Here is a 20,618-nt window from a genome sequence, read left to right as displayed (position 1 = left end):
TCACTCGATTGCGGTATCAAGTACTTGCTGTGCGTACCGGACGCGGTCCAGTGATCCAGATGGCGTAATACGACAGGCGGTTTCCGCTCCACGAAAGCGCAACTACGGTCGCTCGCCATGACCCCCGTCCCGACTGATGTGTTGCCCCGTTCCCTCTCGGCGCTTCCCCCGGCGCAGGTCGAGAACACCGGCGAGATCGACATCGCCGAGGCCGAGGACTTCGTCCGCCAGCACCACGCCGAACACCCGGAGCTCGGTCCGGTCGAGGCCAGGCTCGCCGAGGTGCACGCGGAGATCGCCGCGACCGGCACCTACCGCCACACCGCGGCCGAACTGACCTTCGGCGCCCGCGTCGCCTGGCGCAACAGCTCCCGCTGCATCGGCCGCCTTTACTGGCGGAGCTTGAAAGTGCGCGACCAACGCGAGGTGTCCGCCCCCGCCGACGTGGCGAAGGACTGCGTCGAACACCTCCGCGTGGCCACGAACAAGGGCAAGATCCGGCCCGTCATCACGGTCTTCGCCCCCGCCGAACCCGGCACGCACGCACCGCAGATCCTCAACGAGCAGATCATCCGCTACGCGGCCTACCGCGGCTCCGACGGCGGAGTGCTCGGCGACGCGCGGAACCTCGCGCTCACCGAGCTCGCGCTCAAGCGCGGCTGGAAACCGCCGGCCACGCGCGGCCCGTTCGACGTGCTGCCGCTGATGGTGTCCTGCAAGGGCCACGACACCGCGATGGTCGACCTCCCCGCCGACGCGGTGCTGGAAGTCCCGTTGTCGCACCCCGACTTCCCGTGGCTCGGGAAGCTCGGCGTGAAGTGGCACGCCGTCCCCGCCATCAGCAACATGCGCCTGCGCGTCGGCGGCATCGACTACCCGTCGGCGCCGTTCAACGGCTGGTACATGGGCACCGAGATCGGCGCCCGCAACCTGGCCGACCACGACCGCTACGACCTGCTGCCGTACCTCGCCAAGCGAATGGGCCTGGACATGTCGTCGGAGGCGACGTTGTGGCGCGACCGAGCCCTGGTGGAGCTCAACCGCGCCGTCCTGCACTCGTTCACCGAAGCCGGGGTCACGATCACGGACCACCACACGGAGTCGCAGAGGTTCCTGACGCACCTGGAGAAGGAGGAGGCCGCCGGTCGTTCCTGCCCCGCCGACTGGTCCTGGATCGTGCCGCCCGTGTCGGGCGGGCTGACGCCGGTGTACCACCGCTACTACGACTCCGGTGAACTGCTGCCGAACTTCTTCCCCGCTTCGAAGCCCACCGGATGCCCTGTTCCACACTGACCGGGTGCAGCTCACCCGCAGTCTGAAGTTGACCGACGCCGTGTTCGTCGGGCTCGGCTCGATGATCGGTGCCGGGGTGTTCGCGGTGTTCGCCCCGGCCGCGGCGGCGGCCGGGTCCGCGTTGCTGGTGAGTCTCGTGATCGCGGGCGTGATCGCCTGCTGCAACGCGTTGTCGAGCGCCTGGCTCGCGGCCCGCCACCCGCAGTCCGGCGGCACGTACGTCTACGGCCGCGAACGCCTCGGGCGCCTGTGGGGCGACCTGGCCGGCTGGGCGTTCGTGCTCGGCAAGACGGCGTCGTGCGCGGCCATGGCGCTGACGGTCGGCACCTACGTCGGTGCGCCGAAACCCGTTGCGGTGGCGGCGATCGTGGCACTGACCGTGCTGAACCTGACCGGTGTCCAGAAGTCCGCACTGGTCACCCGGGTCATCGTCGTCGTCGTTCTGCTCGTGTTGGCGTCGACCGTCTTCACCGCTCGTGACGCCGTGCAGCCGGCGGAGTTCCTGCCCTCAGGAATCCTTCCCGCCGCCGCGCTGCTCTTCTTCGCGTTCGCCGGCTACGCGCGCATTGCGACTTTGGGAGAGGAGGTGCGAGAACCCGCACGGACGATTCCCCGTGCCGTCGTCATCTCGTTGGCGATCACCCTGGTCGTATACGCGGTGGTGGCTGTGGTGGCGCTGAACGCGTTGGGCAGCGATCTGGCCGTGTCGACGCTCGCTGACGTGTCGCCTTCTCTCGCGCCCGTGATCCGGATCGCCGCCTGTCTCGCGGCGCTCGGTTCGCTGCTGTCGCTGCAGCTCGGGGTGAGCCGGACCGCGCTCGCGATGGCGCGCGACCGCAGGTTGCCGGGGTTCATGGCGGACCTGCGCTGGGCCGAGGTGGTCACCGCGGTCGTGGCGATCGCGTTGGTGCTCGCTTTCGACGTCACTCGTGCGATCGTGTTCAGCTCGTTCTGCGTGCTGCTCTACTACGCGATCGCCAACGCCAGTGCGTGGACGCTCGGTAAGCGCGTCGTGCCCGCGGTTGGGCTGGCGGGGTGCCTGACGCTCGCCGGTGCGGTGCTCTGGCAACTTTGAATGCTCCCCGCCCTGCACGGCAGTGTGGGGATTCTCGGCTCAGGCCGCCTGGTCGTCCGGCGGACGACCAGGTCTTGTGCCGTCAGCGCCGACCGGGTTCAAACCTGCCCGGACCAGCATCACCGCCGCGGAGTTCTTGTCCCTGGGGGACATGGCCCCGCACGACGTGCAGGTGTAGGTGCGTTCGGACAGCGGCAATGCGTGCTTGGTTCTCGCACCGCATGCCGCGCAATCCATCGTTGTGTGTTTCGGGTCCACCAGTCGCAGGTTCCGGCCGTGCTTGCGGGCCATCGCGATCAACTCACGTTTGGTGGCGCCGATCGCGGCGTCCGCGGCTTTGCGGGCCATCGTGGACTTCGCCAGAAATTTCGGCCGGAAGTCCTCCACGGCGAGCAAGTCATGGTCGCGAACAACCTGCTTGGCCCACTTGCGGCCGGTGTCCTGCCGGCGCAGGGCGGCCTTCTTCTGGATCTTCGCCGCCTGCCGCCTGGCGTGTCGGTAGCCCTTCGAGCCTGGCCGGCCCTGGGCCGGGCGGCGGCGGGACATCATCCGCTGATACTTCGCCAGACCAGCCGAGGCGCTCTTGCCGTGTTCAGGGTGCGGCAGGTCATGCGCGTCGCTCGTGGTGGTGGCGAGTTCCTTCACGCCCCAGTCGACACCGATGACCCGGCCGGTCTCGGGCAAGGCGTGGACTTGCGTCTCGACGACGAAGGAGCAGTACCACTGGCCGAGGCTGTCGCGGTACACGCGCACTGACGACGGCACGGCGGGCAACTCCCGCGACCACACCGGTCGCACCACGATTCCGCCCGCCAGGCGGAGCACACCGTCACGCAACCGGAACCCGCGCTGGGTGTAGTTGAGCGTCGGCTCGGCCAGCGACCGCTTCTTGAACCGCGGCATTCCAGCACGCCGCCGCTGCGGCACCCGCTCCCGCAAGTCCTTGAGGGCCTTTGCACGCGACACACCGAAATCCCGGATGACCTGCTGCTGCGCAACCGACGACCCTGCCCGCAACCACGGATGCACAGCACGCCAACTCGTCAGGAGTTTGTCCAATTGCGCCGGACCACACGTGCGCGGATCGCCGGGTTTCTCGAGGTTGTGCCGATGAGTCTCACGTGACCCCGCGACGCACTGGTTCCACACCCACCGACAGCGATCCCACTCCGCTACCAGCCCACAGAGAGCCGACGACGACAAGCGCAGCCGGTAGGAATACCGGACCACAATCGCCTCCTCTGCCATATGGGATTCTATCGAACCTGTGTTCGACACCATCGGGTGATCGGCCATTGCATTTGTCCACGCTGAGGCTGGAAGCCTTCGGTCAATTGTGATGTGGCCCAGGTCACCTTTGATCGCGTAACGTGCGTACGGTGAAAGTGGGAACCCCCGCAGAGTCGCGGCCCGCCGAGCGCCGAGTCGCCTGCGTACCGGAAACGGTGTCGTCGCTGGTCGACGCTGGACTGACCGTGCACGTACAGGAAGGCGCCGGGCGCCACGCCCACGCCCTCGACGCCGCGTACCGCGCGGCCGGGGCGACGGTGACGCCCGAGGACCCGACGCCGGAATCCGACGTCGTCGTGTCCGTGCAGCCGTTGACCGTCGACCAGGCCTCCGCCTTGAAACCGGGCGCCGTCACCATCAGCTTCCTCCAGCCGGCCGGTGAACGAGAACTCCTGGAGGTCTACCGCGACCGCCGGGTGACGTCGTTCAGCTTCGACCTGCTGCCCCGCGTCACCCGCGCCCAGAGCGCGGACGCCCTGTCGTCGCAGGCGCTGGTGGCGGGTTACCGTGCCGTCCTGGTCGCCGCCGAACGGCTACCGCGCTTCCTGCCCATGTTCACCACCGCCGCCGGCACCGTGCCGCCGGCGAAGGTGCTCGTGCTGGGCGCGGGGGTCGCGGGCCTGCAGGCGATCGCGACGGCGCGCAGGCTCGGCGCCGTCGTCGAAGCGTACGACGTGCGCAAGGCGGCGGGGGAGGAGGTGCGCAGCCTCGGTGCGAAGTTCCTCGAGCTCGAACTGGAGACGCAGTCCGGCGTCTACGCGTCCGTGCAGTCCGAGGAGTTCCTGGAACGCCAGCGAGAACTCGTCGGCGAGCACGTGGCGGCGTCCGACGTCGTGATCACCACGGCCGCCATCCCCGGCCGCAAGGCGCCTGTCCTCGTCACGACGGACATGCTCAAGGCCATGGCGCCCGGTTCCGTGCTGGTCGACCTGGCCGCGGAGTCCGGCGGCAACTACGCCGGATCCGTTGCGGGGCAGGAGACCTGGGTCGGTGACGTGCTGGTGCACGGCGCGCTCAACCTGCCGTCGTCCATGCCGGTGCACGCGAGCAAGCTCTACTCGCGCAACGTGCTGAACCTGCTCAAGCTGATGATCGCGGACGGGGCGGTGGCGCCGGACCTCACCGACGAGGTGCTCGACGGCTGTTGCCTCACCCACGACGGTCAGATCCGCAAGGAGTCGCCGTGATCGACCTGCTGACGATCTTCGTGCTGGCCGTGTTCGTGGGCTTCGAGGTGGTCTCGAAGGTGTCCACGATCCTGCACACGCCGCTGATGTCCGGTGCGAACGCCATCCACGGGGTGATCCTGGTCGGCGCGATCCTGATCACGGGGTCCGCCGAGAGCACGCTGGAGCTCGTGCTGGGGCTGGTGGCGGTGTTCCTGGCGACCGTGAACGTGGTCGGCGGGTTCGTGGTGACGGACCGGATGCTGGAGATGTTCAAGAGATGACGGTCCAGCTGATGTACCTCGTCGCGTCGGTGTGCTTCGTCCTGGCGCTCAAAGGCCTGAGCTCACCCAAGTACGCGCGCTACGGCAACTTCATCGGCGCGTTCGGCATGCTGGTCGCCGTCGTCACCGCCTACCTGCACGGCGTCGTCCACAACGGACTGTGGATCCTGATCGCCATCGCACTCGGTGTCGTCGTGGGCATTCCGGCCGCGCGCTCGGTGAAGATGACGGCGATCCCGCAGATGGTGGCTCTGTTCAACGGGGTCGGTGGCGCGGCGGCGGCGCTGGTGGCGCTGGCGGAGTTCTTCGCGGTGCCGGACACGACAGTGATGTTCCGGCTCGCGACCGTGTTGACGGTGCTGATCGGCTCGGTGAGCTTCTCCGGTTCGGTGGTCACGTTCCTGAAGTTGCAGGAGCTGATGACGACCCGTCCGGTGCTCCTGCCCGCCGGCCAGCAGCTGGCGATCGCGGCCGGTGTGTCGTCGGTCGCGTTGTGCGCCTTGACGATGGCGGTGCCGAACGGGTTCCTGCTGTGGTTGCTGGCGGTCGTCGGGCTGGCGCTCGGTGTGCTGTTCGTGCTGCCGGTCGGTGGTGCGGACGTGCCGATCGCGATCTCGTTGCTCAACGCGTTCACCGGTCTCGCGGTCGCGGCGTCCGGGTACGTGCTGGCGAACACGCTGCTGATCGTCGCGGGCACGCTCGTCGGCGCGTCCGGCACCATCCTGACCCGGTTGATGGCGCAGGCGATGGGGCGGTCGCTCGCGAACATCCTGTTCGGCGCGTTCAAGGCGACGGCCGTTGTCGCGCAAGGGGAAGAGCAGCGGACGGTCAAGTCCGGCACGGTCGAGGACGTCGCGATCCTGCTGGGGTACGCGAACAACGTGGTCGTCGTGCCGGGGTACGGGCTCGCCGTCGCGCAGGCGCAGCACGCGGTGCGCGAGCTCGTGTCGCAGCTCGAACGGCGTGGAGTCGCTGTCTCGTACGGGATCCACCCGGTGGCGGGGCGGATGCCGGGGCACATGAACGTGCTGCTGGCCGAGGCGGACGTGCCGTACGAGCAGCTCAAGGAACTCGACGACGTCAACCCCGGCATCACGTCGGTCGACGTGGCCGTCGTGGTCGGGGCGAACGACGTGGTGAACCCCGGGGCGCGCGACGAGCCGGCCAGTCCGATCTACGGCATGCCGATCTTCGACGTGGACCGCGCGAAGTCCGTGGTGTTCATGAAGCGGTCGATGCGGCCGGGGTTCGCGGGCGTGGACAACGAGTTGCTCTACAACCCGAAGACGACCCTGCTGTTCGGGGACGCCAAGGACTCGCTCACGAAGCTCCTGGCGGCCGTGAAGCAGCTGTAGCGAGGAGGTCGGTGACCTCGGCGGCGGTCAGGGCGGGCAGCAGCCCGATCACGCCGTCCGCACCGGCCTGGCGCCAGTGCTCGGCGTCGGTGAGGGTGTGCACCTCGTCGACGCCGAACCGCACGCCGAAACCGTGCACGGTCGCGATCAACGCGCGCATCGCCTGGTGCAGCGGGGAGTCCGGGCTGGGCGCGGGTGCGCGGGTGATCACCGAGCGGACCGGCAACTCGGTCAGCACTGCCAGTTCGTCGTGGCCGCCGCGGAACCCGTCCAGGGCCGTGACGATGCCGCTGTCGTGCAGCACCAGGGCGTTGTCGTCCCCGGCGAGCACCGACGAGATGTCGAGGGCGATCCGCAGCCGGTCCGGCGGCAGGCCGGTCTCGTCCAGGGCCCGTTTGACGTCGGCGACCAGGTCCTCGTCGCGGGACTGCAAGGCGCCCAACGCGATGTGCAGCGTGGGCGCCCCGTCACCGAATTCCTCGACCCATCTCGCGGCTTGAGCGCACGCCTCGCGCAGCAACCACCTGCCGATCGGCAGCGACAGGCCCGTCGAGTCCGCGAGCGCCATGGTGTCGTTGTGGCTCAGGTCGTCCCAGTGCAGACGGGCGACGGCGCCGAGCACCTCGCTGGTCTCCAGGTCGTGCACCGGCGCGTAGACGATCTTGATCTCACCGTGCTCCCACGCACCCGGCATGGAGGCGGCGAGCGCGTACTTGCCGCGACGGCGGGCGTCGTCGTGCGGGTCGTGCAGGGCCCACTGCCGCTTGCCGCGCGCCTTCGCCTGGCGCAGCGCGGCGTTGGCGCACCGCATGAGCTCGGCCGCCGTCGCGAACGCCGGCGGCCGGTCCACCACACCGATGCTGGCCGACAGCGCGATGCCGTGGTCGTCCACGAAGGTCGGTTCGGCGAGCGCGTTCTGGATCTCCTCGATGGTCGAGGTGACGTTGTCCGCGGCCGTGATCAACGCGAACTCGTCGCCGCCGATCCGCGCCACCACCGCCTCCTTCTCCGCGGCGAGCTCGCCCAGGCGGTTCGCGACGATCTTGAGCAGCTTGTCGCCGGTGTCGTGGCCCAGGCCGTTGTTGACGACCGAGAACGCGTCCAGCCCCAGGTGGTACAGGGTGATCGGGGTGCCGCCGAGCTGCCGTTCGACCTGGGAGACGAAGTGCTGGCGGTTCGACAGGCCGGTCAGCGAGTCGTGCAGCAGCTGGTGGTCGAGGCTGCGCTGCAACAGGTGCAGCTCGCTGATGTCGTCGACCATCGTCACGTGGTGCGTCGGCTCCCCGTCCGCGTCGCGCAGCACCGAGACGACGAGCTGCACCCACACGGGCTCGCCGTCCGCGCGGATCAGCTTGCGCTGGTCTCGGAACCGGTCGAGGCGGCCCTCGCTCACCTTGCGGTACGAGGCGCCCAGTGCGGCCAGGTCGTCGGGGTGGTAGAAGTCGCGCAGGTCGCGGTCGGCGAGGTCGCAGCCCGTCTCGAGGCCCACGATCTCGGCGAGCTTGTCGTTCGCCTCGACGCACCTGCCGGTGAGGTCGGTGATGGCGATGCCCAGCGCGGCGGAGCCGAACACCTCCTGGAACCGCGCCTGGCTGACCTTCAGCGTGCGCTCGACCCGTTGCTTGGCCCGCACGATGGCGACCTTGATCTGCTCCTGCTGGTCGAACGCGTCCGAGCGCATCGCCTGCGCGTACGCGGAGCTCAACCGGGCCAGCAGGGGTAGGTCGAACGTGGGCGAGAGGACCTCGATCGTGGCACGCAACGAGTCCGGGCCGGTTGCGTGCAGTGACACCAATCGATAGGCGACCGATTCAGGTGACTCCGGCAGATCGCGCAGCGAGTCGAGCAGCGACTGCTCGATTTCGGCGTGGGAAAGCGGGATGTACGCGGTGGACGTCAGCGCGTGCATCCAGCGGGCGGCGAGCTCCGGAAGTTCCATCTCGTTCACAGAGCGTACGGATCTCCTGCCGCACGGCCAACAACGACAGGCCCTCTACAGCTTGCGGCCGACCGCCGCGTAGATGCCCGCCTTGTCCGGATCGTCGGTGTTCGTGCTCTCGGGACGCCACAACGGCGTCGGCACGATGCCGGGCTCCTCCAGCTCGAACCCGGCGAAGAGCGACTCGATCTCGCTCTTCGTGCGCGGGTACATCGGGTTCTGGCTCTTCTTCATGACCTCGACGATCCCGGCCATCTCCTCGGGCTGCAGGTCGTGGGTGAACTGCGAGACGGCGAGGTAGCTGCCCGAGGGCACGGCGTCGCGGTACGCCGCCACGATCGCGTTCGGGTCGGCCTGCGGCGGCACGAAGTGGAAGACGCCGGCCGTGAGCACGCCGACCGGCCGCGTGAAGTCGATCAGACCGCTGTACCGGGCCGCCTGCAGCACCTCGGCGGGCTTGGTCATGTCCTCCTGGATGATCGTCGCGCGCGGGTCGTGCTCCAGGATGAGCTGGCTGTGCGCGACCGCGACCTCCTCGAAGTCCACGTAGACGACGTGCGCCTCCGGGTCGGCCTTCTGCGCGATCTCGTGCACGTTGCCGACCGTGGGGATGCCGGAGCCGAGGTCGAGGAACTGGCGGATGCCCCGGTCGATCATGAACAGCACGGCCCGGCGCAGGAACGACCTGTTCAGCCGCGCGATCGTGCGTCCGTTGGGCTGGGCCTGCAGGAACTTCTCCGCGAGCGCGCGATCGGCCGCGAAGTTGTGCCCTCCCCCGAGCAGGTAGTCGTAGAGGCGCGCGGCGCTCGGCATGCCGGTGTCGACGCCTTCCGGAACCCAACTCACCCGTTCAGACATGGGAACAGGCTACTGAGACGGTGTGTCCGCACGGCAGTGCTTGAGCCCGTTTGGCGCAGTGGAACCTACTGCTATCACTGGAAAGTGTGAATCAGCAAGGTGGCCACGGCGACACCCAGTGCCGTACCGAGCCCGCGCGCGACGTTGACGAGCCCGCTCCCGACCCCCGCCGACCCCTCCGGCAACGCACCCATCACGCGTTTCGTGCAGGCCGGCGCGATGATCCCGAGCCCGATGCCCACGACGACCAGCTGAACCACCTGCGGCACAGGCATGAGCAGCGCCACGGCCGTGATCAGCGCACCCGTCCTGATCCCCGGCCTGCTCAGCAACGTCGCCGCGATCGCGAACCCGAGCGGCAACGCGGCGACTGTGAGACCTATATGTGCCAAGGGTTGTTCCATGGTGAACGGCAGCAACGTCATCGGCGCGAACAACACGGCGTAGGTCAGCAGCACGCCCAGCAGCCCCGGCAGGACCTTCCAGGTCGGCTTTCCCTTGTCACGAGCGGTCTTCGTGCGCGGGAGCAGGTAGTGGCCCGCGATCATGGCGATGATGCCAATAGGCACGTTGATCGCGAACACGGCCTGCCACCCGTGGTTCTCGGTGAGGTACCCGCCGAGCAACGGCCCGGCCGCCAGCCCCGCCGCCTGCGCCGCGGCCTGAACACCGAGCGCCTTGCGCCGCTCCTCGGGCGCCACCGCCGTGGTGACGAGCGCGACGCTGTTCGCCTGCAACATCGCCGCCCCCACGGCCTGCGCGATCCGCGCCGCGATCAGGGCGTCGAACCCCGGCGCGTAGACGCACGCGACGGACGCTCCCGTGAACAACGCGAAGCCGTAGATGTAGACGATCTTGCGGCCCACCCGGTCGGCGATCCTGCCCATTGGGACGAGCAGCGCCACCAGGGTGATCAGGTAGCTGAGCGAGATCCACTCCGGGTCGGCGTGGAAGTGCGCGGCCATCGCGGGGAACGCCAGCGTGACGATCGAGGCGTCGAGCTGCCCCATGAAAGCCCCGAAGCAGACGGTCGCGATGACCAGCCAAGGCGCGTACGCCCGACGTGCGATCCACGCCGGTCTGGGCGACTCAGTGACGAACCAGTTTATCGTAGGCCGATTATATCTGACACCGAGCTATTGCCGGGAGTTCAGTATCATTTCCGCATGTCAGACGAAGCCCGCACGCTCACCGACGTCGTCACCCGCCTGCGCCGGGCGTTGCGGACGAGCATCCGGGCCGACTGGCCGTGGGAATCCCTGCCGATGGCGCAGGTAGAGCTGCTGCAGACCCTCGCGGAACGCCCCCCGATGAAGGTCGGCGACCTCGCCGCGGCGTTGCGGCTGGCGCCCAACACGGTGTCCGGACTGGTGTCCCAACTGATCGACTCGGGCCTCGTGGTGCGGGGCGGTGACCCCAAGGACAGGCGGGTAGCGCGGCTATCCGTCTCACCCCGTGGACACGAACAGCTGCTCGTCTGGCAGCGCGAGCACGAGAAGCGGATCGGTGCGGCGTTGGGCAAGCTGGAGTCTTCCGAACGGGAGGACGTCGTGCGCGCGTTGAAGGCCTTGGACCACCTGGTGGAGCACCTTGCCGAACCCTCCGCCTGATCTCCGGTTCGTCGCCCTGGTGTCGCTGGGTGGCGGGCTTGGGGGAGTGGCGCGTTATGGGCTGTCCGTGGTGGTGCCTGGGGCTTGGGGGCTGTTCCTGATCAACGTGGTGGGGTCGTTCCTCATCGGTGTGTTGATGGGGACCGTGCCTCGGCCGTTGGTCCGGGCGTTCTTCGGGGTCGGGGTGTTGGGCGGGTTCACGACGTTCTCGTCGTATGCCGCTTCTTGGTCTTGGGCTTTGGTGGCCACGCCGGTTTGTGCTGTGGTGGCGGCGTTTCTCGGGTTGCGGGTGACTCGGTGACGGTGTTGGCGGTGTTTCTCGGTGCTGCTCTGGGGGCTCCGGTGCGGTATCTGCTCGACCGGTTCGTGCAGTCGCGGCACTCCTGGGACTTTCCGTTCGGCACCTTGGTGGTGAACGTGGTCGGGTGCTTGTTGATCGGGTTTGTTGTTGGGACGTCTTGGATGCCGCTGCTCGGGGTCGGGTTTTGTGGCGGGCTCACGACTTACTCGACGTTCAGCTACGAGACGGTGAAGCTGCTGGAAGCCGAGAAGTACCGGTCAGCCTTGCTGAACGTGGTCGTCAGTGTGGCGCTGGGTATTGGTGCGGCGGCTGTTGGTCTTGAGCTAGCACGCTGATCTCGCCGCGTTCCCAGCTCAGGAGAAACGCGCGCACCGGCTCGACGATCCCGTCGGCGTAATGCCAGTGATCAGGCAATGCCCTCTCTTCCAACGTCTCCAGATACGGCAGGCACAGCATCATTCGGAAACTGTCCTCGACCCCGAAGTGTGCTGGCTCCGCTTGCTCAGGCTTGACTAGCCACGGAGTGGGCAGAGTGGTCATCAAGATGGCGATCGCGTCGGCCTTGACCAGAGGGAACGACGGCGCGGCGTACGTCGTGCCGAGAACGTTGCATTTTGTGTAGAGCGCCGCTGCTCCAGTGCGATAAATGATCGTTTTCAGGAGATCCGGCTTGTCGATGGCCCACTGCGCCCATGGCGATGACTCTCGAAGCTCTTGCAGTTCCTCGCGGACCGCACTCCACCGCTTCGTCCCGCCAAGCAGCGTATTGATCACGAGGATGGCGCCGATCTCGCCTCGCACCACGAGCACCGCGACCTCGTCGGTCAGCGCTCGCTCCATCACCGGCCTGTTCAGGTTGGAGGAGTCAAGTACACAATCTGCCAGTGGTGCATCCGAAATTGTCGTGTCGGCAGGAGTGAGCCCTGTGCGCACCTCGATCGGGACGGAGATGAACTGGTCGAGCGCCGCAGCGGTGATCGCCCGGACTGTGCGATCGCTGGGGGCCACGTGGTGCAACGCGCGGGCGGCGAACCCCAGTCCGCCGTCGGAGAGCGCCTCGGCCAGCAGTTCGTCGGCACCGCCCTCGACGTTGCGTTCGTAGAGCTGCAACACGATCTGTGCCACCACATCCCACTGCTCGATGTTCGGCTTGAGCACCGCCCACAAAGCTTCGGCCGTGCGATGGGTGCGCACGAGGTACTCGGCAGCGAAGTACTCGAGGAACGTCCGGTGGGTGAAGCCGAACTGCGGCTCGGACTCGGTCGCGCCGACGTCGGCGAGGATCCACGCGCGACCGGTGCAGTGCGCGAGGAACTCCTCCGCCATCGCCACGGACTCGTCGTGGTCGTCGAGCTTCTTGTCCAGGTACTGCGCGAGGTTGTTGACGACCTTCGTGCGGGTCTGGGGCTTGCCGGACTCCGCCGCGCTGAACATCTTCCACGCGAGGTGCTGCACCGCGCCGCGCAGACGGCCGAGGAACTTGAGGGGCAAGTCGATGCCGCGCTTCGAATCCCACTGCTCGAACAGCATCAGCGCGCACCGCTCGTAGGCCTGAGCGAGGTTGTGGGGGAGGTACCGGTCGCTGGAGTACATGGCGCACAACAACGTCAGCAGCAACGCGTTGCTGCGCAGCTCCGAGATCTGCGCGCTGTCCTCCATGAACGAGCTGATCAGCTGGTCCTGCTCGGCCGGCGAGGTGGCCTCGTCCAGCTTGAACCACCGTGACACGTAGGCGGCGACCTGAGAATCGTCGAACTCCGCGATGTGGCTTGTCACAAACATGTCCGTGCTCAAAGGCGCATCCTCGTATCCGACCTTCCGTGCCGTGACCAGGATCGGCACCAACGGGTAGAGGTGCGCGAACCCTTCCACCAACGACACGACTCGCCGCCGCAACTCCGTCTGCACCAGCTCGTCGAGCCCGTCAAGGATCACGACGGCCCGTCCCGTGCGCAGCAGGTACTCGACGCCGTCACGCGGAGGCTTCACGTTGTACGGCGCCTGGCACAGCTTCTCCAGGTAGTGCAGGAGGTCGCGCCCGCCCTCGTCGAACGAGGTGGCGAACTCCCGCAGCACCACCAGGAACGGCACGCGACCGGTGCCGTCCACCGCCACGTCGTGGGCGAGCTTCGCGGCCAGGGTCGACTTGCCGGCACCGGGATCGCCCTGCACCAGCACCCGCTCGCCCGGCGCGCAGAGTCGGAACGGGGTCTTCGAGGCGAGGGTGGGCTCGACGTAGAGCTGGTCGTAGCGGACCGAGCGGCTGACGCCGATGTGCGGCATGCGGATCCGGCTGTGCAGGGCGACCACCTGGTCGCGCAGGCGGGCCGCGAAGGTGTGGATCCGGGCGGACGACTTGAGGCGCTTGAGCAGGATGCTGTTGTTCGTGGCCGCGGTGTAGAGGTCGCGGCGGTCGATCATGCCGCTGGTGCGGCCGAAGTGCGGTTCGACCTCCTGGCAGGCGGCGATCATCACGTCGTGCACCACGTCGGTGACGCGGGACAGCGGGTGGTCGGACATACCGGCTAATCGGAGGCCTTCGCGCAGCTGGTCCTTCGCGGCTTTGCCCGCCATGTTGCCGATGCGCTTTTGCGCCACGACCGTCGCGAAGCCGGGGGAGTCGAGGTAGGCCTCGAGAGCCTCGACGTCCGGGCGGCCCAGGTCGGTGAAGAGACCGGCGGTCGCGGCGCTCGCTGATGCCGCGCTGGGAAGTTCTCCGGAGTCGGTGAGGCGGTCGGAGAGCTTGTCGCTCACGTCCACGACGACCCGGATGACCGCCGACTCGATGCTGGCCATCCGGGTCTCCGTTCGTTACGAAACGTCCTTCAGGCGCGCCAACATATCGGGCAGCGTGCCGGTGTGCACCACACCAAGCCGTTGCGTGGCACGGGTCAGCGCGACGTAGAGGTCCGACGCCCCGCGCGGCGACTCGGAGAGGATGCCCTCCGGGTCGACCACGACGACGGAGTCGAACTCCAGGCCCTTCGCGTCGGTCACGCCGAGCACGACGACCTGGGCTTCCTCCAGCTCGTTGCCGACGGACGATCCCGGGACCGAGGCGGCGATGGCCGAACCCACGGAAGGCAGCAGCGCGGCCGGCACGATCACCGCGATCTTGCCGTCGCCGACGGCGGTGACCTCACGGGCGATCAGCGCAGGCACGTCGGACGCGAACGACGACGCGGAAGACACCCACGGCGCGACACCGGTTTCGCGCACGGACGTCGGCGGCACCAGGGCGGGGTCCACGGAGGCGAGGACGTCCGCGGCCACCTCCATGATCTCGGCCGGTGTGCGGTAGTTGACCGTGAGTTCCGTGAGGCGCCAACGGTTCTGGACGTACGGCGAGAGGACGGAGCCCCATGAGGTGGCGCCGCCGATGTCGCCGGTCTGCGCGATGTCGCCCACGACCGTCATGGACTTGCTGGGGCAGCGGCGCATCAGCGTGCGCCATGCCATCGCCGACAGTTCCTGGGCCTCGTCCACGATCACGTGGCCGAACGTCCAGGTGCGGTCGGCCGCTGCACGCTCGGCGGCGGTCTCGTAGCGGTCGACGCCGTGGCGCTGGGCCAGGCTGTAGGCGTCCATCAGGTCCGAGGCCATCAGAAGGTCCGGGTCCGCGTCGTCGTCCAGGTCGAGGATGTCGAGAACGCCCTGCGCGTACTCGATGGCCTGGCGGCGCTGGCGTTCCGCGCGGGCCTTGGCCTCCGTGTCGTCCTCGCCGAGCAGTTCCGCGGCCTCGTCCAGCAGCGGGACGTCGGCCGGCGTCCAGTCGTCGGTGGAGCGCTGCAGCAGGTCGCGTTCCTCGCGGGTGAACTTGGACATGGCGCGGTTGCGGCGCTTCGGGTTCCGGTAGAGCTCCGAGAGCAGCGAGAACGGCGTCAGCACCGGCCACAGCGACGAGATCGCGGCCTGCACCTCGTCGGACTCGCGCAGCTCGCGGCGGATGTCGTCCACGTCGGCCTTGTCGAGCAGGTGCCCGCCGAGGCGGTTGACCACCATGCCCGACAGCGTCGCGATGATCTCGCGGGCGAACGTGCGGCGGGCCTCGTTGTGCGCGCGGCGGGTGCGGCGCGCCCTGCCGCGCGCCTCGGAGATGGCCCGGCGGTCCAGGCGCAGCACGTCGTTGTCGAAGCGGATCTCGACGAACGGCGGCGCCTCCTGGCGGTCGCGCACGGCCGCGGCGATCACGTCGGCCATCTCGAGGCGGCCCTTCACGGCCGCCGCCTCCGGGGACTCCCTGCCGACCGCGGTCAGTCCCGGGTACAGCTCGCCGACCGTCGACAGGAGCACGCCGGTCTCACCGAGGGACGGGAGGACCTGGCTGATGTAGCGCAGGAACGTCGTGTTCGGGCCGACGACGAGGACACCGCGCTTCGCGAGCTGCCGGCGGTGCGTGTACAGCAGGTATGCGGCTCGGTGCAGCGCCACGGCGGTCTTGCCGGTGCCCGGTCCGCCCTGCACGACGACGACGCCGTTGAGCTCGGACCGGATGATGAGGTCCTGCTCGGCCTGGATGGTCGCGACGATGTCGCTCATCTGGCCGGTGCGCGACTCGTTCAGCGCGGCGAGCAGCGTCGCCTCGCCGGTCAGCGACTCGCTGCGGGTCACGTCGGCCGAGTTGATGTCGAGCACCTCGTCGTCGAGGCCGATGACCTTGCGGGAGCGGGTCCGCAGGTGCCTGCGCCGGCGCACGCCGTCGGGGGAGGCGGCGGTGGCGAGGTAGAACGGCCTGGCGGCGGGCGCCCGCCAGTCCATCAGCAGCGGCTCGTATTCCTTGTCCTCGTCGAACAGACCGATTCGGCCGATGTAGAAGCGGTCTTCGTTGTGGAAATCGAGCCGGCCGAACGCGAGTCCGTTCTCGACAGCGCTGTACTGGGCCAATTGATCTGTGTACATCGCGACGGACGTGTCGCGCTCGGACCGCATCTGGTGCGTGCCGCCGGTTTGTCGCAACGATTGTGCGAGTCGTTTCGACGTCTGTTCACGGAGGTCGTCGAGCCGGCCGTACAACATGGCCACGTATTCCTGCTCCGGCTCCATTTCGGCGAGCCGGAGGTCATCGGAGGGGCTTGACAACTTGCCTCATTTCTCGATATCATGCGGCGTCGGCTTTAATTCCGATTCGCATTGTCCTGCCCGCGCTGTGGTCGCTGAGCGCAGACTGTCTAATCTACACGCAGATCAGCGTGGTGCAGGTACGCCTTCCGCAGCAGTGTGGCCAACGTATCCCGCTCGTGCGGTGTCAACGGCGCCAGCAGCTCGTCCTCCTGCGCACGGGCCGTCTCCAGGCGTTCGTCCAGCGCCTGCCTGCCCTCACCGGTGATCGACACGGTGAACCGCCGCCGGTCCTTCTCGTCGCGTCTGCGCCGGGCGAACCCGAACCCCTCGAGGTCGTCGAGGACCGAGACCAGGTCGCTCGGGTCCATCCGCACCCGGTCGCTGATCCGCTTCTGCGCCACCGCCTCCTGCTCGGACAGGTACGCGAGCACCGTCAGGTGAGGGCCGCGCAGGCCCGCGCGTCCGATCCGGCGTGCTTCGCGCGCCAGCCCGAGCATCAGGTAGCTGGGAAGACGCAGAAGCCGATCAATGCTCATGTCCTCAAGTCTAAGAAGGGTTCCGTAGCTCGATCGTGGATTGCGCTGCGTGATGAACCGGCACGGACGGGGGCCGTAAGGGTGAGCGTTGGGGTGACGTTTCTCCGCAAACCACCAGGAAACGGCAAGGTGGGGGTATGACGCGTGCGGAGATCGTCCGGCTCGCCCGCTGCGTGGTGCGCCGGCCCCGGTGGCAGCTCGTCGTCGCGGTGCTGCTCTCCGCGTGGACGCTCGCCTGGGTGCTCGCCCAGCTGGCCGACGACCCCCTGAGCCCGCTCGGTCTGCTGGCCTGGACCGGCATTCCCCTCGATTCGGCATCCCTATGGGCTCAGGAGCGCGCCGACGTCCTCGTGTGGCTCGCGACGCTGGGTGGTCTGAGCTGGGCGGCCACCACCGAACAGGGTCAGCTGCCCGCTCTCGCCGGGTGGTTCGCGGTGCTGGTCGCGGGGGAGGCGGCCGGGTACGAGCACGCCGTGCAGCGGGCGATGCTCAGCATGGTGGTGTTCCTGCTCGTCCTCGCGGCCGTGTCGATCACGGGCCGGCGCGCGTTCGTCGTCGACCGCGTCGCCGTCATGCCCAAGGACGTCGTGCGGGCGGGCATCACCGCCGCCGTGCTGACCGCCGTGGTCCCGCTCATAGCCCCTGGCCTGGCCGTTGTCCGCCTGGTCCGCCCCTACGTGACGAAACCGCCGCGCCTGCTGAGGCGGGTTGAGGCTCCGCTGCTGCGGGAAACCGGATGAGGTGAGCGACTACCTGCCCCCGCCCGCGCCCCCGCGCAGCGCCCTGACCTTGCGGTTGTGGCTGGCGGGATTCGGCCTGGTCTTCAACTCGGTGGCCGGCTGGCTGGCGCTGCGAGCTGATCTCACCTGGCTCGGGATCCTGCTTTTGCTACTCGCCGCCGTCTGCCTCGTGGACTTCGGCTGGGTGGCGCGCAGGAAACGCCGCGGAGATCCCGGCTGAAAACTGTCGGCAACCTGTGCTTGGGATTAAGAGCACTTGTGGATAAAGATGTCCGTGTGCATGAAGATCCGGCAAAAGGCAGGTTAGCCAGGGTGATGCGCCGGCAGCCCGTGCAACAGCGCGGCGCGGCGACCGTCTCCGCGATCCTGGACGCCTGTGCGAGCCTGCTGAACGAATACGACTACGACGACATCACCACGGCACGCATCGTCGATGTGGCCGGAGTGCCCATTGGTTCTTTCTATCAGTACTTCCCCGACAAACGATCTGTCGTGCACGCTCTGGCACTTCGCGGTATGGAGACTTATCTCCGCGAGGTGGAGGCGCTGTTCACCGCGGGCCAGATCGCGGACACGTGGCGCGAGGCGATGAAGCAGGTCGTCGCGGTGTACATGCGGATGCTGGCGGACGTGCCCGGCTTCGGGCGCGTCCGGTTCAGCGACATGCTGGACAGCCACCGCCTCGACTCGAGCGTCGACCAGTACGAGCTGATGGCCGAACGGCTGGCCGAGATGTTCGTGGGCCGGTTCGGCGCCCACGGCGACGCCCCGGTGATGCTGACGTTCCGGATCGCCGTGCAGACCGCGGACGCGCTGTTCAAGCTCGCCGAAAGAGTCGACGACGAGGACGATCGCGCGTACGTGGTCGACACGGCGGACGAGTTGCTCACCGGCATGCTCGGAGCCGTGCTGGAACGACCTCAGAGCCCGTAGGACTCGAGCATCCGCAGCCAGACCTCGCTGATCGTCGGGTAGGCGGGCACCGCGTGCCACAACCGGTCCACGGTGACCTCCCCGACGATCGCGACGGTGGCGGAGTGCAGCAGCTCGGCGACGTCCTGGCCGACGAACGTGACACCGACGAGCGTCCGCGTCCGCTCGTCCACGACCATCCGCGTCCTGCCCTTGTACCCGTCGGCGTGCAGCGACGACCCGGCGACCGCGATGTCGAGGTCGACCACCTTCACGTCACGCCCGGCGGCGCGCGCCTCCTCGGCGGTGTGCCCGACGAACGCCACCTCGGGGTCGGTGAACACGACCTGAGGTACCGCCACGTGATCGGCCCACGCCTGCCCCGCAGACCGCTCCTTGGGTTCGAACCCGCGTGAGCGCTCCAGGATCGCCGTGCCGACCGCCCGCCCCTGGTACTTGCCCTGGTGCGTCAGCAACGCGCGGCCGGTGACGTCCCCGGCCGCGTACAGCCACCGGCCGTCCACACCGGACACGAGCCCGGAGTCGTCGATGGTCAGCGGCTTGGCGTCCTTGGTCGCCGGCACCCGCCCGGTGGCGACGAGGATGTGCGAGCCCCGCACCGTCCGGCCGTCCTGCAACGTCAGCTCGCCGGGCTTGATCGACGACGCGCGCCCGTTGAGCAGCACCTCGACGCCGTCGGCCTGAAGACCCTCGGCGACCAGCGGGCCGACGAAGTCCTCCATCTTCGGCAGCGGCCGGTCACCGGACACGACGAGCTTCACCTGCGAGCCCAGTCGCGCCCACGCCTGCGCCATCTCGACGCCGACGACGCCACCGCCGAGCACGACCAGCGAGTCCGGCACCTCGCGGGCCGACGTGGCCTCGCGCGAGGTCCACACGGGAGTGTCCCCGATGCCGTCCAGCGGGGGCATCTTCGGCACGCTGCCGGTGCACACGACCACGGCATGACGTGCGCGGTACACGGTTTCGCCGTCCGCCCCGCGAACGGTGACCTCGCGTTCGCCGGTGACCTCACCGTTGCCGCGCAGGACGTGGATGTTCTCCGACTCGGCCCACTGGACCTGGCCGCTGTCGTCCCAGTTGGAGGTGAAGCCGGTGCGCCGCTCCAGCACGGCGGCCGCGTCGAGCGACCCGCCGACCACGCCCTTGACCCGCTGGGCGGCGGCGAGCGCGTGCCCGGAGCGCAGCAACGCCTTCGAGGGCATGCAGGCCCAGTACGAGCACTCGCCGCCGACCAGTTCCTTCTCGACCATGGCGGTGGACAGGCCTCCTGCGGCCGTCCGCCAGGCCACGTTCTCACCTACGGGGCCACCACCGATGACGATGACGTCGAAGTCCATGGCGGCAACACTAGGCTCTGCGCCCCGGGTCCGCGTCCGCGCGAGCCGGTCAGACCCAGTCCGCCTCGATCCCGCGGGCGCGCAGTGCCTCCAGCGCCTCCTGGTCGCCCGTGTACAACAGCGTCATCGACTTCAGGTTGGGGAAGTGCCGCAGGTCGGCGAACTCGTCGACGTCGAACAGGTCGTCCTCGCCGTCCCAGTTCGGCGCGATCTGCAGGTAGATCTCGTTGCCGCCGTCCATCTGGATCTCGGTGATCTTCTCCGCGAGCCCGGCGGGAACCTCGAGCGCCTCGAAGTGGGCCAGTGCCTCGGGCACCGCCCCGAAGCTCCCGTCGTCGTAGGTGAAGCCCTGTGCGGAGGCGTGCTCGCGCAGGTCGAACCTAGGCAGGAGCTCCTGGACGTACATCAGCTCCTGGACGACGGCGAGCTTGAAGTTGAGGTCGGTGAACGGAATCGGCTGGCTCATGTCCTAAGGAAGCCACATGAGGCAGAAGGTGTGGCCCACCGGGTCCGCGTACACCCGGAAGTCGTCGCCGGTGTCCTTCTGCAGCAACCGGGCGCCGAGTGCCAGCACCTCCGGCTCGGCCTCCTCGACGTCGTCGACCAGCACGTCGAGGTGGAACTGCTGCGAGCCGTGCGGGTCCGGGAACGTCGGCGGCCGGTACTCCGGGGTGAGCTGGAACGCGACGCGCGTGCCGTTCGCGACGATCACCACCCAGGTGTCGTCCCCTCCGGCCAGTCGTTCCGCACCGAGCAGTTTCTCGTAGAACGACGCGAGTTCGGAGGGGTTGGGGCAGTCGAGCACGACAGAACGCAGTTGTCCGACCATGTCCTCCA

21 protein-coding genes are annotated in these 20,618 nt (G+C 68.3%); 11 read left to right on the top strand and 10 right to left on the bottom strand.

The features are described from left to right. The first annotated feature begins 117 nt into the window (after positions 1-117). Positions 118-1,293 carry a nitric oxide synthase oxygenase gene (locus IE307_RS43780; RefSeq protein WP_191305405.1) on the top strand — a complete coding sequence of 392 codons (1,176 nt, stop codon included), beginning with the start codon at positions 118-120 and terminating at the stop codon, positions 1,291-1,293. 4 nt (positions 1,294-1,297) lie between these two features. Next, a complete protein-coding gene (locus IE307_RS43775; RefSeq protein ID WP_268250484.1) occupies positions 1,298-2,368 on the top strand; it encodes an APC family permease in 1,071 nt (356 codons plus the stop codon). 39 nt (positions 2,369-2,407) lie between these two features. Here the strand turns inward: IE307_RS43775 and IE307_RS43770 are convergent, their stop codons facing one another. After that, on the bottom strand, positions 2,408-3,616 hold the full coding sequence (locus IE307_RS43770; protein ID WP_191305429.1) for an RNA-guided endonuclease InsQ/TnpB family protein: 1,209 nt from the start codon (positions 3,614-3,616) through the stop codon (positions 2,408-2,410). Positions 3,617-3,747: 131 nt separating this feature from the next. Here IE307_RS43770 and IE307_RS43765 point away from each other — a divergent pair, with 131 nt between their 5' ends. From IE307_RS43765 to IE307_RS43755, 3 genes are read left to right on the top strand one after another with little or no spacing between them, the layout of a single operon-like run. Continuing rightward, positions 3,748-4,845, top strand: a complete 1,098-nt coding sequence (locus IE307_RS43765) for an NAD(P) transhydrogenase subunit alpha (RefSeq protein ID WP_191305404.1) — start codon at positions 3,748-3,750, stop codon at positions 4,843-4,845. Continuing rightward, entirely contained in the window at positions 4,842-5,108 is a 267-nt protein-coding gene (locus IE307_RS43760) for an NAD(P) transhydrogenase subunit alpha part 2 (RefSeq protein ID WP_211335646.1), read from the top strand. Before IE307_RS43765 ends, IE307_RS43760 begins: the two co-directional genes overlap by 4 nt. After that, positions 5,105-6,463 carry an NAD(P)(+) transhydrogenase (Re/Si-specific) subunit beta gene (locus tag IE307_RS43755; protein ID WP_191305403.1) on the top strand — a complete coding sequence of 453 codons (1,359 nt, stop codon included), beginning with the start codon at positions 5,105-5,107 and terminating at the stop codon, positions 6,461-6,463. The genes IE307_RS43760 and IE307_RS43755 overlap by 4 nt, the downstream gene beginning before the upstream one ends. On the opposite strand, the gene IE307_RS43750 is transcribed toward IE307_RS43755, so the two are convergent. The 3 genes from IE307_RS43750 to IE307_RS43740 form a co-directional block, all read right to left on the bottom strand. Further along, positions 6,429-8,402: a putative bifunctional diguanylate cyclase/phosphodiesterase gene (locus IE307_RS43750; protein ID WP_191305402.1), complete on the bottom strand. Its 1,974-nt coding sequence runs from the start codon at positions 8,400-8,402 to the stop codon at positions 6,429-6,431. The two genes, IE307_RS43755 and IE307_RS43750, sit on opposite strands and share 35 nt — an antisense overlap. A 54-nt stretch (positions 8,403-8,456) precedes the next feature. Further along, entirely contained in the window at positions 8,457-9,260 is an 804-nt protein-coding gene (locus IE307_RS43745; protein ID WP_191305401.1) for an SAM-dependent methyltransferase, read from the bottom strand. 74 nt (positions 9,261-9,334) lie between these two features. Continuing rightward, complete coding sequence (locus tag IE307_RS43740; protein ID WP_191305400.1) at positions 9,335-10,270, bottom strand: MFS transporter; 936 nt, start codon at positions 10,268-10,270, stop codon at positions 9,335-9,337. A gap of 156 nt (positions 10,271-10,426) precedes the next feature. Between IE307_RS43740 and IE307_RS43735 the strand changes: the two genes are divergently transcribed. The 3 genes from IE307_RS43735 to crcB are packed head-to-tail and all read left to right on the top strand — an operon-like array spanning position 10,427 to position 11,506. Continuing rightward, positions 10,427-10,870, top strand: a complete 444-nt coding sequence (locus IE307_RS43735; protein WP_189159962.1) for a MarR family winged helix-turn-helix transcriptional regulator — start codon at positions 10,427-10,429, stop codon at positions 10,868-10,870. A 19-nt stretch (positions 10,871-10,889) separates the two neighbouring features. After that, positions 10,890-11,171, top strand: coding sequence for a fluoride efflux transporter FluC (locus tag IE307_RS43730; protein ID WP_308436450.1), 282 nt, complete (start codon positions 10,890-10,892; stop codon positions 11,169-11,171). Beyond that, complete coding sequence (gene crcB, locus IE307_RS43725; protein ID WP_191305398.1) at positions 11,168-11,506, top strand: fluoride efflux transporter CrcB; 339 nt, start codon at positions 11,168-11,170, stop codon at positions 11,504-11,506. The genes IE307_RS43730 and crcB overlap by 4 nt, the downstream gene beginning before the upstream one ends. On the opposite strand, the gene IE307_RS43720 is transcribed toward crcB, so the two are convergent. From IE307_RS43720 to IE307_RS43710, 3 genes are all read right to left on the bottom strand, one after another. Next, positions 11,451-13,967, bottom strand: a complete 2,517-nt coding sequence (locus IE307_RS43720; RefSeq protein ID WP_191305397.1) for an NACHT domain-containing protein — start codon at positions 13,965-13,967, stop codon at positions 11,451-11,453. The two genes, crcB and IE307_RS43720, sit on opposite strands and share 56 nt — an antisense overlap. Positions 13,968-13,982: 15 nt before the next feature. Beyond that, the gene (locus IE307_RS43715; RefSeq protein ID WP_191305427.1) at positions 13,983-16,214 is read right to left on the bottom strand and encodes a HelD family protein; all 2,232 of its coding nucleotides are present in this window, start codon (positions 16,212-16,214) and stop codon (positions 13,983-13,985) included. A 125-nt stretch (positions 16,215-16,339) separates the two neighbouring features. Beyond that, positions 16,340-16,768 (bottom strand): MarR family winged helix-turn-helix transcriptional regulator, encoded by a 429-nt coding sequence (locus tag IE307_RS43710; RefSeq protein WP_191305396.1) that lies wholly within the window; start codon positions 16,766-16,768, stop codon positions 16,340-16,342. A 137-nt stretch (positions 16,769-16,905) separates the two neighbouring features. Here IE307_RS43710 and IE307_RS43705 point away from each other — a divergent pair, with 137 nt between their 5' ends. The 3 genes from IE307_RS43705 (at position 16,906) to IE307_RS43695 (ending at position 18,441) form a co-directional block, all read left to right on the top strand. Then, complete coding sequence (locus IE307_RS43705; RefSeq protein ID WP_191305395.1) at positions 16,906-17,508, top strand: hypothetical protein; 603 nt, start codon at positions 16,906-16,908, stop codon at positions 17,506-17,508. Position 17,509: 1 nt separating this feature from the next. Beyond that, positions 17,510-17,728: a DUF6343 family protein gene (locus IE307_RS43700; RefSeq protein ID WP_191305394.1), complete on the top strand. Its 219-nt coding sequence runs from the start codon at positions 17,510-17,512 to the stop codon at positions 17,726-17,728. A 95-nt stretch (positions 17,729-17,823) separates the two neighbouring features. Next, positions 17,824-18,441, top strand: a complete 618-nt coding sequence (locus IE307_RS43695) for a TetR/AcrR family transcriptional regulator (RefSeq protein WP_191305393.1) — start codon at positions 17,824-17,826, stop codon at positions 18,439-18,441. On the opposite strand, the gene IE307_RS43690 is transcribed toward IE307_RS43695, so the two are convergent. The 3 genes from IE307_RS43690 to IE307_RS43680 are packed head-to-tail and all read right to left on the bottom strand — an operon-like array spanning position 18,429 to position 20,610. Continuing rightward, complete coding sequence (locus IE307_RS43690; protein WP_191305392.1) at positions 18,429-19,781, bottom strand: dihydrolipoyl dehydrogenase family protein; 1,353 nt, start codon at positions 19,779-19,781, stop codon at positions 18,429-18,431. The two genes, IE307_RS43695 and IE307_RS43690, sit on opposite strands and share 13 nt — an antisense overlap. Positions 19,782-19,830: 49 nt before the next feature. Further along, on the bottom strand, positions 19,831-20,247 hold the full coding sequence (locus IE307_RS43685; RefSeq protein WP_191305391.1) for a DUF6892 domain-containing protein: 417 nt from the start codon (positions 20,245-20,247) through the stop codon (positions 19,831-19,833). 3 nt (positions 20,248-20,250) lie between these two features. Continuing rightward, entirely contained in the window at positions 20,251-20,610 is a 360-nt protein-coding gene (locus IE307_RS43680) for a VOC family protein (protein ID WP_191305390.1), read from the bottom strand. Positions 20,611-20,618 lie beyond the last annotated feature (8 nt).

Origin of the sequence: Lentzea cavernae, assembly GCF_014653695.1 — a bacterium.
GTDB classification, from domain to species: domain Bacteria; phylum Actinomycetota; class Actinomycetes; order Mycobacteriales; family Pseudonocardiaceae; genus Lentzea; species Lentzea cavernae.
Note: the sequence above shows the minus strand (reverse complement) of the source record. Positions and strands in the feature narration are given on the sequence as shown.